Raw genomic sequence first — 14,546 nt, 5'->3', positions numbered from 1 at the left:
TCTGTCTCATCTTCCACTCCTTGGTGGTTACGATGAGCCAGAAACACTCTCTTAGCAAATACGACTATTTGGACCCATAGGCGCTGACGTCAGACAAACCTGTTTGCCGGTGATGTGGCGCAAAAAATGGGCTGTGCGACTTATGGTATTCGACCTGAACACATCACAATAGACACGAACGGGACATGGCAAGGCACCATTCGGCATGTCGAACGTTTGGGGGCTGACACAATATTGCATTTGGAGGTTGCGAACCTCGGGCCGCTTCTTGTGCGCACCCAAGGCGATATCGCTTATCGTGTGGGCGATACTGTTTTCGCGACACCTCAATCAGACAAAGAGCATCGGTTTGATGTTTGAACAGGCGCGCCCGCAGTGGTTTTATCGCGTCTGCACTCTAGTCACGGTAGGTCCTCTCTCCGTGATCTAGCCTTTGCCCTCAGTGCGCTACACCAAGTTTTGGGGATGGCGCGCGAGGGCAGGGGTATTGGCCGCAGATACGCCGCCTTCCTGCGATGTCAACCGTTCGGCTTAGCCTTGCAGCAATGCGGCACCGACACTTGTGCCCGTCGCTGATTGGCCTTTAAGAAAGGGCCGCTTGGTGACGAACTGTAGCATCTCTAAAAAATGTATATTTTTTGCAAAGGGGCGGGTAACGATTGAGGACCCATTCACGCCAGCGTTCAACTGTACAATTTAAATCGTTATAGGCTTGGCCAAGCAAATAGAGATTTGCAAGATGTCCAGCAATCCCGTTAGGAAGCGAATGAACCCAGGGGTTGCCACGCAATACTCACCTGAGTTCCTCGCTGCTTTCCGGAACATCTGTGAGATATACTCACAATCGAATTTTTTATTCCCCGAGAAGCAGGTCTTGATTTTGATGTTGGACAACCACATCAGCTCGTGTAGAGCAGAAGAATTTTCTGTGCAGATCGTGATGCGCTTGGCTGGCGATATCTTCAGAAAATAAGCGATCGGCCCTGAGCGGACATTGGCAAATGCACAACTTTCTGCGGTGCAACTTTGAAAATGAGTTTTTTCTTTTCCGTCAATTGAAGGTTGCCTGTGGCGCGAGTAGCTTGGTCAGGTTTACACCATCCGCCACCAAGATGTTGTGGGAATGGCGGACAGCCATTATTAGCCGCCTCGAAAAAGTGAAAAGCCCCATGGTGTGAATTTGAATGGCAAGTGAAAGTGCTCGCTCACATTGTCGATTCCAAACCGGAACACAGCGACATCCACAAAGGACGGAGCCGGCAGGGCGACGCCCCGCTGCAGGTAGTAGTCGCCGACATCAAATTCAACTTCATATGTTCCGCGTAGGACGCCTTGGCCGTCCGCAACTGGATCAATCAACTGGCCATTTGGGGCGCAGGCACCTTGGGCAATGTCAGTTGGTTCGGGACTTATGCGGCGCAAGCGCACCTTGAGGCCAACGGCCGGTGTGCCGTTCGCGACATCAACCGCATGGATGGAGATCCCACCGGAGTGTTGAGTGGGTGTTGCCTGTTCGATCATTCTGATGTCTCCAAACTAAATTCTGGGCCTGCATAATGCGTATCGACAGTTATTTTCTGCTCAGAAATTTGATTGGCGATCAAAGCAATATGGCTGTGCAACGCCATTGAGATGTCGGGCGCATAAGCTAACCCGACGGCCTTATCTGCGAGACCCAATTTTTGAACTGTGGCAGGGCGTTTGCCTGCAAGCATATCAGTTATCGCGCGTTCGACGCCAAGATCGATACGGGCCAAAGCGGATGCCGCGAAGACGTCGGGGTCTTTCGCGCTCCAATCCGTGGCGTTTCCGATTTGGCGCATGCCAGTTGCACGGCAGGCCTTGGTTGCGCCGGTTCTCGCGGCATTCAGCATTGTGAATAGAAGATCGACGCCCTGATCTGCCATCGCGCTGGCCCACGCCTCGGTAATCGCGCTGTCGTCTTGCGTGCCGCAAAACCCAGTGATGACGCGAATATTTGCGTGGGCAAAACGCGCCCCCGCCACAAAAGCAGCGCGGCCTTTGAGGCCGGGGACAACCCTATGGCCTGATAAATGTCCGATGATGCCGGTTTTTGACAATCGCGCGGCAAGGACACCCGCCAAAAACGCTGACTGTTCTTGCAGAACGTCATAGCTTGCAATGTTGTCCGCAAAGATGTTGCCTTGAACCACCGCGAATGAACAGTTCGGAAAGGCCTGCGCGACGGCTGGTGTGATTTGATTGCCTTGCCCGCCGATAAACACGACGCCATCACTGTGTTGCGCCGCGCCGCTCAACGCGTCAGACATTTTCATGGGGTCGTAGGGAATGCCGTCGACAACGGTGAGTTGGGCGTTTGATGTGTCGTGCAGGCGTTCAACACCGCTTAATGCGCGTTCGTTGAAGCCTCCGTCTTTGACAGCTCCTACGAACAATATAGAGATATTCATACGCGTTTCCTGTTGTGCGCGATGCGCCGAAGCGCACCGCGTTTGCTTTATCCGCCGTTGACGTTCGCGGCTTTGATCAACGGAGCCCACGTTGTGATGGCACCACCAACAAAGGTTGTGAACTCATCGGACGTCATTTCCGTATGGGCAATGCCAAATTTTGCGAGCTGTTCGATCACCGGTTCCATTTGCATGATGGCCTCAATGGTGTCGTGAATTGTTTCCACCATCTCAGCGTCCATGCCCGCAGGACCGGACACGCCTGTCCAGTTTTCGATGACAATGTCGTGGCCTAATTCTCGGAACGTTGGAATTTCTGGGAACAAGGGTGAGCGCTCTGGCGATGCAAGCGCGATCGGCTGTGTCTCACCTTCTTTGATCAAATCGCCATTCAATGCGACCATATCGTAATAGGCCTCAAGAACTCCTGCGCGGAAATCCTGAATGGCAGGGGCGCTGCCTTGGTAGGGGACGTGAATTTGCTCGATGCCTAGAGATGCATCAACAGCCTGTCCGAGGATGTGGGTGATCGACCCAACACCTGAGGACCCGTAGGTGATGCCGTCTGTGTTTGCGCGTTCAATGTAGTCTTCGATCGATGTGATGCCTGAAGACGGTTGTACAAACAACGCAGGTGTTGAGGCGCCGAGATACGCGATATGTGTGAAATCACCCATCGCGTCGTAAGGCAGTTCTTCAAATTGAGTGGGTGCGATTGTGAATGGCGCGTTGTTACCAAGGATCAATGTGGTTCCGTCTGGGTCTTGATCGGCGACGAAATCCGCAGAGACCGTGCCGCCAGCCCCTGGACGGTTGTCGACGACGGCCTTTTGGCCAAATTCGCTTTCGAAGTATTGCGCGAGAACACGCGCGATGAGATCGCTTGTGCCGCCGGGCGGGAAGGTCACAACGATGCGAACGGGTTCGTCTGTCCATTTGCCGGGTTCAGCATAGGCAGGGGCAGAGAAAAGGAGGGATGCGGCGCCGAGGGCGAGAAGATGTTTCATGGTCTGGCAGTTTCCTTTTTGGAGTTGAGCAAGTTTATGTTTCGGAAGTGGAGGGGATGGTTTTGCTGGTTCGACGTTGCCGAATGGCGGAATAGAAGGCGTAGACCAGCAGCAGCGCGGTGATCACAATGAGGGTTCCGCTGATGGGGCGCGTGAGAAACACGGTCGCATCTCCGCGAGACAAAAGCATCGCGCGGCGCAATTGCTCTTCCATCATTGGGCCGAGTACAAATCCGATCAGGAAGGGGGCTGGCTCAAATTTGAACAGACGCATGAGGTAACCGACCCAGCCAAAGACCAGCGTCAGCCAAACGTCAAAAACGTTGTTGTTCAGGGAATAAACGCCCACACAAATCAGCACGATGATTGTTGGATACATGTAGCGGTACGGGATTTTGAGCAGTTTCACCCAAAGGCCAATGAGGGGAATATTCAAGATCAGTAAAAGCACGTTCCCGATCAAGAAGCTCGCGACGAGGCCCCAAAAGAGGTCGGCATGATCCACCAACAACCGAGGGCCAGGCACGATGCCGTACATCATCAAGGCTCCGATCACGAGCGCCATGGACGCGCTGCCGGGAACCCCCAAAGTCAGTGTCGGGATAAAGGCGGTCTGCGTGGCGGAATTGTTCGCGGCCTCAGGTATCGCAACGCCTTCGATGGCGCCTTTGCCAAATTTGGCACGGTTCGGGGATACCTTTTTTTCGATGGCATATGCGACGGCGGAGGCCACTGTTTGCCCCGTACCGGGCAAGGCACCAAAGAAACTACCGATCCCTGAGCCACGGAAAATAGGCGCTATCATCGATTTCCATTCCGCTTTCGAGGGATAGAAATTGGCGTAGTCAATTTCGTTGTCATGTTCGCCCCTCGCATTGGCGCGAATGGACACGATCAGTTCCCCGACGCCGAAAAGTCCCATGGCGACGATGACCAAATGCACCCCATCGCGCAGTTCAGGGATGCCCATGGTAAAGCGCTCAGCCCCCGTGGTGATATCTACACCCACTGTGCCGAACATCAATCCGGCCGCAACCATGGCGATCCCCTTGATCGGGCTGCCGTTAGAGACCGCAGATGCTGCGACGAGGCCAAGCAGGATCACCGCAAAATATTCTGTCGGACCAAAGTTGAGGGCAAGTTGGGCCAAAGCCGGTGCTAGGATTGCCATGATAATCATGCCCATGATGCCACCGCCAAAAGACGCGATCGCGCTGGCGAATAGGGCAACGCCAGCCCGACCGTCACGGGCCATCGGATATCCGTCGATGCAGGTGATCGAGGAGGACGGCGTGCCCGGGATGTTCATCAAGATTGACGCGATAGATCCACCGTATTCGGCACCGTAGTAAACGCCGGCGATCATCACCAAAGCGGATGTAGGCTCTAGGTAAAACGTGAGGGGAAGGATCATAGAAATGGCGGCCATCGACCCAATGCCCGGTAGGACACCGATGAATGTGCCTAGGAACACGCCGACAAAACAGTACATCAGATTTGCAGGTTCCAGAGCGACCAAAAGTCCGTTGCCAAAGCTGTATAAGATTTCCATCAGTTGAACCCCATAAACGCGTCAAAAGGCAGTCCGATCAGACCGATGAAGAGCCCCCAGCATGCCAAGGCAACAACAGCAGCGAGGGCCATTTTGCCGGGGAACTTGAGCGATGGATCAGGCAGGCTGGCCGTAATCGTGGTCAGGAAAATACCAGGGACAAGCCCGATCCGGCCCACAGTCAGGGCGAACACAGCGAGTGCGCCGCCGATGGCGACAAAGGATATCCAGTCAGGTTTTTCAGCGTCAGACGTGTCTTGCAGGTCAGCGGCAATGACGCCCATTGAAAGCAACGCCAAAATGAACCCCGTGATGACAGGAAAGGCCCCAGTGCCAAGACGGCGCGGCGCACCAACACCCAATTCGAAACCGCCGACAATAAAGATGATGCTGAGGGCGAGGAAACCCGCCCCACCAAGCGCGCCTAAGTACGCATGCGGCGCGTGCTTCTCTTTCGCGCTGTGTTGAAGACGCAGCAAAAAGTCTCTCATAACTCGGCCTCCGTCAAAGCGATGCCGCTTAATTTTGTTAAACGCGCTCTCATGACTGAAACCACTTCCCCTAATGATCTGGAAAGCTCTTCGTCAGCGTCGGCCTTCAGTCTTTTGTTAAAGTCTTCAATGACGCTGTTGATGCTCGACTGTGCATGCAGAGCGATGACAAACGGATAGCCGTGAGTGCGCTGATACTGGCGGTTGAGGTCGGCGAGCTGTGTTGAAAGGGCTGTGTCGGCTTCCAAGAGCTGCAAGCGTCCTTGTTCCAATTGAGATGCCTGTGTCATGGCCGCAGGATCGGGGGGAGACAGCTCAGGGTGCGCGCACAGAAGTTGAACGGCCTCGTCGTGAGGCAGGTTTCGGACCTCAGCCTCAAGCCAGTCGGCGAGATCCGCAACGTCCCCGAACGGCCGAGCCGCTGCGGCGCGCTGCGCCAACCAGACCGAACGTTCGACAATCCGATCCAGAATTGCGACGGCCTGACTTGCGCTGGCCCGGTTCAACGCTTCTATCGAAAACTTATGTGGTGTGGTGTCCCGCATCGAACCTCCTAATGTTAAAGAAAGTCTAACTGCGGCCTGCCATTGCCAACAATTTCAAAAAAGGTCATGCTGCATTCGCAAAAAGGCAATGCTTGGACTCAATCATGGCACTACACATTCTACCGCGCACTTTGAAATACCTCGAAGCCGTCGCACGTTTTGGGTCCATCCAAGGCGCGTCACGCGCGTTGGGAATTACGGCTTCCGCAATCGACCGCCAGATCATCGCGCTGGAGGAAATGTGCCAAACACCGCTGTTCGAAAGACACGCGCGCGGGATGCGGCTGACCTCTGCTGGCGAAGCGGTGGTTCTCATGGCGCGCCGCTGGCATGCAGATGCAGATCGATTGGAAGAAGAGCTGCGCTCTGTACGCGGCGAACAATTTGGTACGGTGCGGCTCGGAACGATGGACAGTCTTGCTAACTCGATCCTGCCAGACTTGGTCAAAAATTTTGCCGTGCGCTATCCACGAATTCGGTTTGCGATCAATATCATGACGCCTAAGGAGGCGGCGCATGAACTCGAGATTGGTACAATCGATCTGGTTCTCGCCTTCAACCTTCCGACCAACCGCGGGCGTCATGATTTGTGGTCTGCACCGTTGCCGTTTGGCTGCGCCGTTGGTGTGGGTCATCCTCTTTGGGGACGCGCGCAAACGACGCTCGGCGAGGCCGCGAAATATCTACTGGCTGCGCAAAGCAGAGATCTGCCTGTGCGCGAATACTTGGAGAAGAGCTATGGGTGGCTTTTTGATACGGCTGAACCGGCGCTTGTGACAAATTCGCTGCAGTTCATGAAACAGGTTTTGGTGGGGGGCACGTACCTATCCATCACATCTCAGCTCGATACTCTTCGTGAATTGGAAGATGGCAGCTTGTCCTTTGTGCCCTTGGTGGATGACGGGTTGCGTCCGCAGACGATTAGCATCGCCATCGATGCCCGTCGTGCCCTTCCAAGGGCCGCGCGCCTCGTTGGAGAAGCCTTGGCCGAAATGGTGCCCGATAGGCTCGCAAGACTGAGCAGCGTCACTGATTAAATCGTGCATATTTGCCTGGATTGCTGTCTGCTAGCTACGGTATTTTCTACTCATAGCCTGACGTAGCAGAACAGACCTCCACGCAAGCCGCAGCGAAGGTCCGGTTTCCGCTCGGAGTGTTGAAAAACTTCCTTACCGCGCTATGGAGTCAGATTTGGAAGAACACCACCCTAAACCTTTCAAATTACACCGTAATTTTTGGGAAAGAAGGTCAGCGGAGAACCATTTTCTGATGTTTGGAAATTTTCAGATGCAGCAAAGAGTTTTTCAACAGAATACATCCCTTCTAAAATCATATCAGATTGGAAGAATATGGAGAGGTATCTGGAAAATCGCAGTGAATTCCCTCGCCCGTATACGGGCGAGGGTTGTTGGCAATCTATGGGCAGGTGTAACCACCATCGATAACCAGATCAGATCCGGTCATGAACGAGCTTTCATCCGAAGCGAGGAAAACAGTTCCGTAAGCGATCTCTTCTGGTTTCCCGAAACGTTTCATCGGCACAAGATCCACTAACGGGCCCCATGCTTCTTTCGGCACAGAACTTTCGAAAAGGTTCGTGTCGAACATCCCTGGGCAGATTGCGTTGATACGAATGTTGTCACCCACAAACTCCAGCGCGGCGGACTTGGTCATCAAGCGCACAGCGCCTTTGGTTGATTGATAGGCCGTCGATACCCCTGCGCCGGCAATTCCGTAGATAGACGCGAAGTTGATAATGGAGCCTCCGCCGTTGTCCTTCATTGCAGGCACGGCGGCCTTCATGCCCAGCAAAACGCCAAGCTGGTTTACGCCGACAATCTGATGGAATTTGTCCACGGTATGATCGAGTAGACCAGCGTGGTAGTAAATACCTGCATTGTTGACCAAGACGTCCAACTTTCCGAAATGGTCCACGGTCTGCTTCACTGCGTCTGACCATTGCGCCTCATCCGTTACATCAAGCGCGACAACTTCAGCGTTTCCGCCTGCCTCACGGATCTCCTTTGCAGTATTCTGGGCGTTTTCCCAAAGGCTCGTCGCCGCCTTACCATCCGCAATCACCGGATCTTCAGGTAGGTTGGCTAACATGAGCGTCGCGCCTTCCTTGGCCATCAGTCTTGCTTGTGCAGATCCCAAGCCTCCACCTGCGCCTGTCAGCAAAACGACCTTTCCATTGAGACGTCCTGTCATTTTCATTCTCCCTATTTGGTTTAAAAATCAATTTGATATGACTCTGAGTGAGCCTGCGTCAGGGAACCTTCATGGCGTCGAAGCTTCCCCAGTTCATGGGCACGAGATAACGATTTTTCAAACCGATCCCGTGCTCCACAAAATTTGTGTTCTTGGATATGTGTTTGTCCTAGAACGGGTAATGCTGTTGAGCATCCTCGATCGTGACCCAGCGCTGGGTTGTGAAAGCATCAATAGCTGCCTTGCCGCCAAAGCGGCCGTAACCACTGTCTTTCACCCCGCCAAAGGGCATCTGTGCTTCATCTCCGACTGTTGGACCGTTGATGTGGCAAATGCCGCTTTCGATTTGGTCGGCGACGGACAAAGCACGCTTGATGTCGTTGGAGTAGACGGATGCAGCAAGACCATAGCTTGTATCATTGGCGACGCGCACGGCTGCCTCGGCATCTTTAACTCGGATGATAGGTTTGACCGGACCGAAGCTTTCCTCGTTGTAAATGCGCATGTCTGGAGTGACGTGGTCCAGAAGTGTTGCTTTATGAATTGTGCCGTCTCGCGTTCCTCCAGCAACGACAATTGCGCCCTTTGCTGTCGCGTCCTCAATAAGCGCATCCATTTTTTCCGCGGCCTCTTGGGTGATCAAAGACCCAAGCACAACGTTTTCATTGGGGTTGCCTGCAGGAAGGCCGTTCGCCTTTGCGGCAAAAGCAGATACAAAGGCCTCCGCGATGCTTTCCTCGACAATGATACGCTCCGTAGACATACAAATCTGTCCTTGGTTCATAAACGCGCCGAAGGCCGCCCCATTTACAGCACCGTCCAGATCAGCGTCAGACAGCACCACCATTGGGGCCTTACCGCCCAATTCCAGCAGCACTGGCTTGAGATGCTTGGCGGCTTCACTGGCAATGATCCGCCCGACGTTGGTCGATCCAGTGAAATTCACATGTCGCACAGCGGGGTGCGCAATCAATGCGCTGACGATTTCAGCCGCATCCTTTGGAGCATTGCTCACGATATTCAAAACACCCGGCGGGAAGCCTGCGTCAGCGAAGGCGGTACCAATGGCTCGGTGTGTCGCGGGGCACAATTCGCTCGCCTTTAAGATGGCGGTATTTCCGCAGGCAATTGCCATTGCAACCGCGCGAACTCCAAGGATCACAGGGGCATTCCAAGGTGCAATGCCCAAGCAAACGCCAAGCGGTTTTCTCTGGGACATAGCAAGACTACCCGGCTTGTTTGATGGGATCACCTCACCGGAAATTTGAGTGGTCATCGCAGCGGCTTCGCGCAACATGCCAGCGGCCAGCATACAGTTGAACCCCGCCCATCCGCCTGTCGCACCCGTTTCCGATAGCATCATGGCGATGATATCAGGAGTGTTCGCTTCCAACGCATCGGCGGCCTTATTCAAAAGGGCACGTCTCTCGGCGGGACCTTTTTGGGCCCAATCGGGAAAGGCCTTTGAGGCAGCTTCGGCAGCTTCAGCAACATCAGAAGGCGTCGCAGCCGCTGCGGTGGAGGCAATATCTCCCGTCACTGGGTTGGTTCGGTTAAATGTGCGGTTATTGGTTGCGGGACGGCTTTCGCCGCCAATCAGAAGATCTACTTGCATATTTTTACCCCTTAAAAACCCATAACTTCGGCCATAACGGAGGCCTCAAGCCCCCCGTCGCAGGCAATGTTGGTGCCATTGACCCAACGCGCCATATCGGAGGCGAGGAATGCGATGGTCGGTGCGATGTCATTGGCGGTTCCTGCGCGCCCGACACGGTCGATGTCACTGTTGACGCGCGCATCCCCCAAGACATCGCGGAATTGCTTGAGAATCGGGGTTTCAACTGGGCCAGGGCTCACAGCATTGACGCGGATGTTCTTCGATTTGAAGACCTCGGAGTGGGCAGCCTGATAGGTCCAGAGCAACAAAAGCTCCTTAGATGATGGGTAGGAATTTTCATCAGTGATACCGTGATCCGAACAGAACTGCGCTGGATCGGGAAAGCCTTCGACGGCGACAGCAGACTTTACGTTCTCAATGTTTGCACGCCATCCAAACCCAGCGATGGAAGCAACATTGATAATTGCGCCATACTGGTTCATTTTTTCAGCAATACCGAGCGAGAGCGCCCGCAAGCCAAGGAAATTCACGGCAAGTGTTGGTGCAGCTCCCGGCGTTCCCGAAAGACCCGCGACATTGGCCAAAGCATCGATTCCTGCCGGCAATTGTTTGAGTGTCGCAGCAATACCGTCCTGGCTACCAAGGTCACCTTTGATAAAGTGGCCTATTGAGTTCTTAGGCGTGTCGCGGTCTATGCAAAAGACGTTGGCACCCATCGTATGCGCAAGTTCTGCAGTACGTTGGCCAATGCCAGAAGCGGCGCCGGTGACAACAATGTTCTTTCCATGGAGCATTTTTATTCCTTATTCGTTGGTTTGATTTTGAGATGTGCTGCCAAAACCTTCTTCAAGACGTAGAGCGCAGGTTCCCCGTCCCACCGAGAAGGTTGGCTGGCTTAGAATGTTGGTTTGGAAGATGTTGAGGTTCAGGTCGGGGCCTAGATGCGTTCCGTAAACCACCGCTGATTGGTGAACTCATCGATGGCCCAGCGACCGCCGAAACGCCCATATCCACTATCCTTCATACCCCCAAACGGAGCATGTGGATCATCGTCAACTGTGGATCGATTGATGTGGCAAATGCCGGTTTCAAGCTGTGCAGCAATGCTTCGTGCCATATCCAGATCTTCGGTAAAGATCGATGCCGCTAGGCCGTAGTTACTGTCGTTTGCAATTGTGATTGCTTCGTCCGCACCATCGACACGGGTGATCGATAAAACGGGACCGAAAACTTCTTCCTGAAACAATCGCATTTCAGGCTCGACATGATCGACAAGCGTTGGCTCAAAAAATGCACCATCGATTCCAGCGCCACCAATAACCCGTGCCCCTTTAGAAACCGCGTCGCTAACAAGACTGGATACACGCTGCGCGGACTCCTCATTGATAAGTGGCCCAAGGTCCGTCTCTGCTTGCCTTGGATCGCCGAGGACCAATTCAGCGCGCATACTTTCTACTTTTGCAATGAAATCGGCTGCTATCGGCTCGTCAACGATCAGGCGTTCTGTGGACATGCAAATTTGTCCCTGATTGAGATACCCACCTTCGACAGCTGCCGCAGCTGCAATATTTAGGTTTGCGTCCTTCAGAACGATCATCGAAGCCTGCCCACCAAGCTCCAACAAGGGACGCTTGAGATGTCGCGCGCACATTTTAGCCACACGTCGACCAACGCGCGTGGACCCTGTAAAACTGACATGCCGCACCACAGGGGACGCAATCAGCATTTCGACAATGTCCTCGCTTTTATCTGCCGCGCACAGAAAAAGGTTCACGACATTGTCCTGTAGCTCAGAGCGTGCGATGGCTTCGCCGAATAGTTGATTACATTTCGGCGACAGTTCATTGCCTTTCAAAAGAACCGTGTTTCCACAAAGCAACGCCATTGCGATAGCCCGGGCACCTAAAATCAATGGCGCGTTCCATGGCGTGATTGCCAAACATACACCCAAAGGTTCGTTCACGGCATAACTGTGCACGTTAGCGTCCTGAATGGGATGTCGATTTTGAGCGACGGTTTCAGCATAAGATACTGTTTCTATAAGCGTTTTGGCCGCGAGCGTAACGTTGTGATTGGCCCAAAAGGCGGTTGCACCAATTTCTTCCATCAAGACATCACAGAACAAATCACGGGATTTTTCGAGTTCGTCGGCAAGGCTTTTCAAGCCACGTACACGGTCTTGAACCGGCGTTTTTGACCAGCCCTCGAATGCCGCAGCGCATTCAGCGAGCATCTTCGGACACGCCGTAGTTGCCCGTTCCCTCGTCACACGACAGTGCTCACCATCTGCAGCAAGCAAGCTAGAGGCCGCTGGCTGAAATCTAATTATGTCGCTCGCGGTCGTGATCATGTTCCCTCCCAAAAACATAGATGACTTGAACTAAAGCTAGCGAGATGAGACTGTTCGATAAATGTGAAAATATGGATATGGATTGTTTAAATCTTGGAAAAATCAACCTCAAAACCCTACGCGGCCTGCCAGATCGAACGGGAATCGCTAAAGCCTCGGGTCCTCCGACGCAGATTTTCAGCGGAGGATGCCACCTTTCTTTTTCTGGAACGCGGCAAGCTGCATGTCGACGAAGACGACCTGGAAGTTCCTGGGCCTGCTCTATGCTACTGGCCACAGGCACAGATTCCAAAGATCACACTGGCACCTGGTACAAGTGCAAAAGTTCTTGGCATCAGTGACGGTCTCATCCTAGACGCGGTCGGCAGCCAGGCTGAATCTGTCCATTTGAGGATGATGGTTGAGCAACCGTTTCATGTCGCTCTCCAAATCGATCCGCGTTTTCCCCATGTGGAATCCCTCTTCGATTGGTTTGCGTTTGAAGTCAAAGTACCGCGCCACCGATCCCCAATGATGTTGTCAGCTTATTTGCGCTGCCTGCTGATTATGGTGCTGCGCGTCCATGCGCCCAAAGTGGAGGATGATCAAACCAAACGCTCTGAGGTCCTGCGGCGGTTTCGGCACCTCGTCGAACTGCACTATCGCGACCAATGGAAAATTTCTGAGTACGCCTCAGCATTGGGCGTGGAGTACGACAGACTTCACCGTATCTGCAAACGTCATACAGCGCGTTCACCTTCGGTTTTGGTTCATGAGCGCTTGATCGCGGAAGCGAAAGTGAGGCTTGAGAAAACGGGACACTCGGTTAAGGAAATAGCTTCGGCGCTGGGTTTTTCTGACGGATCTCGCTTTGGTCATTTTTTCAAGAAGAACACAGGGGTGTCGCCCGGAGCCTATAGACAGCTCATTTTACAAGTTGAAGCCGACGACATTCAGCTTCAATCCCGTAGCTTCGCCGACTGGCCATAGTTCGCAAAAAAAACTAGGTGGCTGTATTTTCTTACGGCAGACAATACGCTTGCGACGCACGTAAATGCCTGTCTGCGTCACCATGCGCTCGCGCAGGGTGTTGCGGGGTGCATTGGGGCGAGGAAATAATGCCCCAACGCATAACATGATTGAGATGCGGAGCGTAAAGGTGCACTTTCACGGCCCCAGATATTTTCGCAACAAGACAACGAATGTCGCCCCCCCACCACCACTTATGCCCAGCGGCGCTCAACGGCCCATAGCGGACATTGATGCTCGTTGCAGCGAATGGCGGGTTTGAGCCCAAAGCGTCGGATGCTGCAGGCGGCACGAATGTCCGGTTTTGATTTTCGACGCCATAGTCAGTCGACAAGGCCGAGCTCTTTGTCGGTGGCTGTTGCCGAATATTTTTCCCTGGGGGGCATGGGTCTTGATTGCCAAGGCGGCTCGAAGGCGAAGCTTGAAACGCTGCGCCCTTCTGGCAAGGCACCATTTCCTGCCCCAAGCGCGTAGTCGTAGTACAGCTTGACGATCTCTTCATAGTTCACCTGCTTTGTCGCCGGATGCGCCATGCATGCGTCATGCCACGCTCGAACACGGTCATAGTCTTTGCCTTCGGGAAGTTTGAAACCTTCGTAGTAGTCGAGGAACCAAAATCGCTTGAACATTGGCGTAAAGACGGCCTCAGCCAGACCGAAATCCTCAAACAGATATGGACCGGTTGGGTTGTGATGACCCAGGAAATCGTCAATGTCCCGATACAGTGCCAAGAGCTTGTCTAGATGTGCGTCCCGCTGTGCCGGGTCCTGGTTCATGACAAACAGATAACCTGCCATCGTGAACGGGACCTCGCGGGCAATCAGCATTGACTCAATGGCATGGTCGACCGGGTCGCTGCGGCGCAACGGTGTCCCCGGCAAGGCTTCGTCAAGATAGCGCAGGATGACAAGGCTTTCCTTGAGTATGCGCCCGTCGCTGGTTTCCAGCACCGGCAAGGCAGTGGTGCCTCGGGTCTTGGCCAGCAAATCCGGGTCGCGCGGTTTGGTGATGTCCACGACCCGGAATTCCACTGCATCTGTAAGCCCCCGCAGAGCCAGTAGGATTTCCAAACGCTGTGAAAATGGGCAGACGGGGATGTGATAGACGATGTGCATTTCGGTCATGTGATCAATCCAACGGGGGGCCGGTGAAGGCCATATTGTGCCGCATGGCGCTCTCTTCGATAGCAGGCATGTCCTCGGGGATGCGGCATTGACCGGCAGCCATGTCTGCAAAGTGTACGTCGTCAGAGTTTTTGGGTCCAGAGGCTGCGTAATTTAGGCGAGTATCTGGCTCATCTGGTTGGTTGTATTATGCGGCGCGTGTGCTGTG

Annotated in this window: 14 protein-coding genes; 3 read left to right on the top strand and 11 right to left on the bottom strand. The window is 53.8% G+C overall.

Annotation, left to right across the window (positions count from 1 at the left end; all coding sequences use genetic code 11):
• Positions 1-126 precede the first annotated feature (126 nt).
• A complete protein-coding gene (locus ABF287_RS12270; RefSeq protein WP_347185294.1) occupies positions 127-360 on the top strand; it encodes a TOBE domain-containing protein in 234 nt (77 codons plus the stop codon).
• A 780-nt stretch (positions 361-1,140) separates the two neighbouring features.
• On the opposite strand, the gene ABF287_RS12265 is transcribed toward ABF287_RS12270, so the two are convergent.
• The 6 genes from ABF287_RS12265 to ABF287_RS12240 are packed head-to-tail and all read right to left on the bottom strand — an operon-like array spanning position 1,141 to position 6,027.
• A complete protein-coding gene (locus ABF287_RS12265; protein ID WP_347185293.1) occupies positions 1,141-1,521 on the bottom strand; it encodes a hydroxyisourate hydrolase in 381 nt (126 codons plus the stop codon).
• Entirely contained in the window at positions 1,518-2,432 is a 915-nt protein-coding gene (locus ABF287_RS12260; RefSeq protein WP_347185292.1) for a BMP family protein, read from the bottom strand. The genes ABF287_RS12265 and ABF287_RS12260 overlap by 4 nt, the downstream gene beginning before the upstream one ends.
• 47 nt (positions 2,433-2,479) lie before the next feature.
• Entirely contained in the window at positions 2,480-3,439 is a 960-nt protein-coding gene (locus ABF287_RS12255) for a tripartite tricarboxylate transporter substrate binding protein (RefSeq protein ID WP_347185291.1), read from the bottom strand.
• Positions 3,440-3,473: 34 nt separating this feature from the next.
• Positions 3,474-4,991, bottom strand: a complete 1,518-nt coding sequence (locus ABF287_RS12250) for a tripartite tricarboxylate transporter permease (RefSeq protein WP_347185290.1) — start codon at positions 4,989-4,991, stop codon at positions 3,474-3,476.
• Positions 4,991-5,482: a tripartite tricarboxylate transporter TctB family protein gene (locus ABF287_RS12245; protein WP_347185289.1), complete on the bottom strand. Its 492-nt coding sequence runs from the start codon at positions 5,480-5,482 to the stop codon at positions 4,991-4,993. The genes ABF287_RS12250 and ABF287_RS12245 overlap by 1 nt, the downstream gene beginning before the upstream one ends.
• Complete coding sequence (locus ABF287_RS12240; RefSeq protein ID WP_347185288.1) at positions 5,479-6,027, bottom strand: 2-oxo-4-hydroxy-4-carboxy-5-ureidoimidazoline decarboxylase; 549 nt, start codon at positions 6,025-6,027, stop codon at positions 5,479-5,481. Before ABF287_RS12240 ends, ABF287_RS12245 begins: the two co-directional genes overlap by 4 nt.
• Before the next feature lie 104 nt (positions 6,028-6,131).
• On the opposite strand from ABF287_RS12240, the gene ABF287_RS12235 reads away from it, so the two are divergent.
• Positions 6,132-7,064: a LysR family transcriptional regulator gene (locus ABF287_RS12235; protein WP_347185287.1), complete on the top strand. Its 933-nt coding sequence runs from the start codon at positions 6,132-6,134 to the stop codon at positions 7,062-7,064.
• A gap of 379 nt (positions 7,065-7,443) precedes the next feature.
• On the opposite strand, the gene ABF287_RS12230 is transcribed toward ABF287_RS12235, so the two are convergent.
• The 4 genes from ABF287_RS12230 to ABF287_RS12215 form a co-directional block, all read right to left on the bottom strand.
• The gene (locus ABF287_RS12230) at positions 7,444-8,238 is read right to left on the bottom strand and encodes a glucose 1-dehydrogenase (protein ID WP_347185286.1); all 795 of its coding nucleotides are present in this window, start codon (positions 8,236-8,238) and stop codon (positions 7,444-7,446) included.
• Between the two features lie 169 nt (positions 8,239-8,407).
• Positions 8,408-9,853 carry an aldehyde dehydrogenase gene (locus tag ABF287_RS12225; protein ID WP_347185285.1) on the bottom strand — a complete coding sequence of 482 codons (1,446 nt, stop codon included), beginning with the start codon at positions 9,851-9,853 and terminating at the stop codon, positions 8,408-8,410.
• Between the two features lie 11 nt (positions 9,854-9,864).
• Positions 9,865-10,650 (bottom strand): coniferyl-alcohol dehydrogenase, encoded by a 786-nt coding sequence (locus ABF287_RS12220; RefSeq protein ID WP_347185284.1) that lies wholly within the window; start codon positions 10,648-10,650, stop codon positions 9,865-9,867.
• Positions 10,651-10,793: 143 nt separating this feature from the next.
• Positions 10,794-12,206: an aldehyde dehydrogenase family protein gene (locus tag ABF287_RS12215; RefSeq protein ID WP_347185283.1), complete on the bottom strand. Its 1,413-nt coding sequence runs from the start codon at positions 12,204-12,206 to the stop codon at positions 10,794-10,796.
• Positions 12,207-12,299: 93 nt separating this feature from the next.
• On the opposite strand from ABF287_RS12215, the gene ABF287_RS12210 reads away from it, so the two are divergent.
• Positions 12,300-13,175: an AraC family transcriptional regulator gene (locus ABF287_RS12210; protein ID WP_347185282.1), complete on the top strand. Its 876-nt coding sequence runs from the start codon at positions 12,300-12,302 to the stop codon at positions 13,173-13,175.
• Between the two features lie 362 nt (positions 13,176-13,537).
• On the opposite strand, the gene ABF287_RS12205 is transcribed toward ABF287_RS12210, so the two are convergent.
• Complete coding sequence (locus tag ABF287_RS12205) at positions 13,538-14,338, bottom strand: glutathione S-transferase family protein (protein ID WP_347185281.1); 801 nt, start codon at positions 14,336-14,338, stop codon at positions 13,538-13,540.
• Between the last annotated feature and the right edge of the window lie 208 nt (positions 14,339-14,546).

Source organism: Pacificibacter sp. (genome assembly GCF_039769035.1).
Classification (GTDB): Bacteria; Pseudomonadota; Alphaproteobacteria; order Rhodobacterales; family Rhodobacteraceae; genus Celeribacter.
Note: the sequence above shows the minus strand (reverse complement) of the source record. Positions and strands in the feature narration are given on the sequence as shown.

Bases quoted from the DNA above. Each gene is read 5' to 3' on its own strand.
- ABF287_RS12270 (WP_347185294.1), top strand. From the start codon at position 127: ATGGGCTGTGCGACTTATGGTATTCGACCTGAACACATCACAATAGAC.
- ABF287_RS12265 (WP_347185293.1), bottom strand. From the start codon at position 1,521: ATGATCGAACAGGCAACACCCACTCAACACTCCGGTGGGATCTCCATC.
- ABF287_RS12260 (WP_347185292.1), bottom strand. From the start codon at position 2,432: ATGAATATCTCTATATTGTTCGTAGGAGCTGTCAAAGACGGAGGCTTC.
- ABF287_RS12255 (WP_347185291.1), bottom strand. From the start codon at position 3,439: ATGAAACATCTTCTCGCCCTCGGCGCCGCATCCCTCCTTTTCTCTGCC.
- ABF287_RS12250 (WP_347185290.1), bottom strand. From the start codon at position 4,991: ATGGAAATCTTATACAGCTTTGGCAACGGACTTTTGGTCGCTCTGGAA.
- ABF287_RS12245 (WP_347185289.1), bottom strand. From the start codon at position 5,482: ATGAGAGACTTTTTGCTGCGTCTTCAACACAGCGCGAAAGAGAAGCAC.
- ABF287_RS12240 (WP_347185288.1), bottom strand. From the start codon at position 6,027: ATGCGGGACACCACACCACATAAGTTTTCGATAGAAGCGTTGAACCGG.
- ABF287_RS12235 (WP_347185287.1), top strand. From the start codon at position 6,132: ATGGCACTACACATTCTACCGCGCACTTTGAAATACCTCGAAGCCGTC.
- ABF287_RS12230 (WP_347185286.1), bottom strand. From the start codon at position 8,238: ATGACAGGACGTCTCAATGGAAAGGTCGTTTTGCTGACAGGCGCAGGT.
- ABF287_RS12225 (WP_347185285.1), bottom strand. From the start codon at position 9,853: ATGCAAGTAGATCTTCTGATTGGCGGCGAAAGCCGTCCCGCAACCAAT.
- ABF287_RS12220 (WP_347185284.1), bottom strand. From the start codon at position 10,650: ATGCTCCATGGAAAGAACATTGTTGTCACCGGCGCCGCTTCTGGCATT.
- ABF287_RS12215 (WP_347185283.1), bottom strand. From the start codon at position 12,206: ATGATCACGACCGCGAGCGACATAATTAGATTTCAGCCAGCGGCCTCT.
- ABF287_RS12205 (WP_347185281.1), bottom strand. From the start codon at position 14,338: ATGACCGAAATGCACATCGTCTATCACATCCCCGTCTGCCCATTTTCA.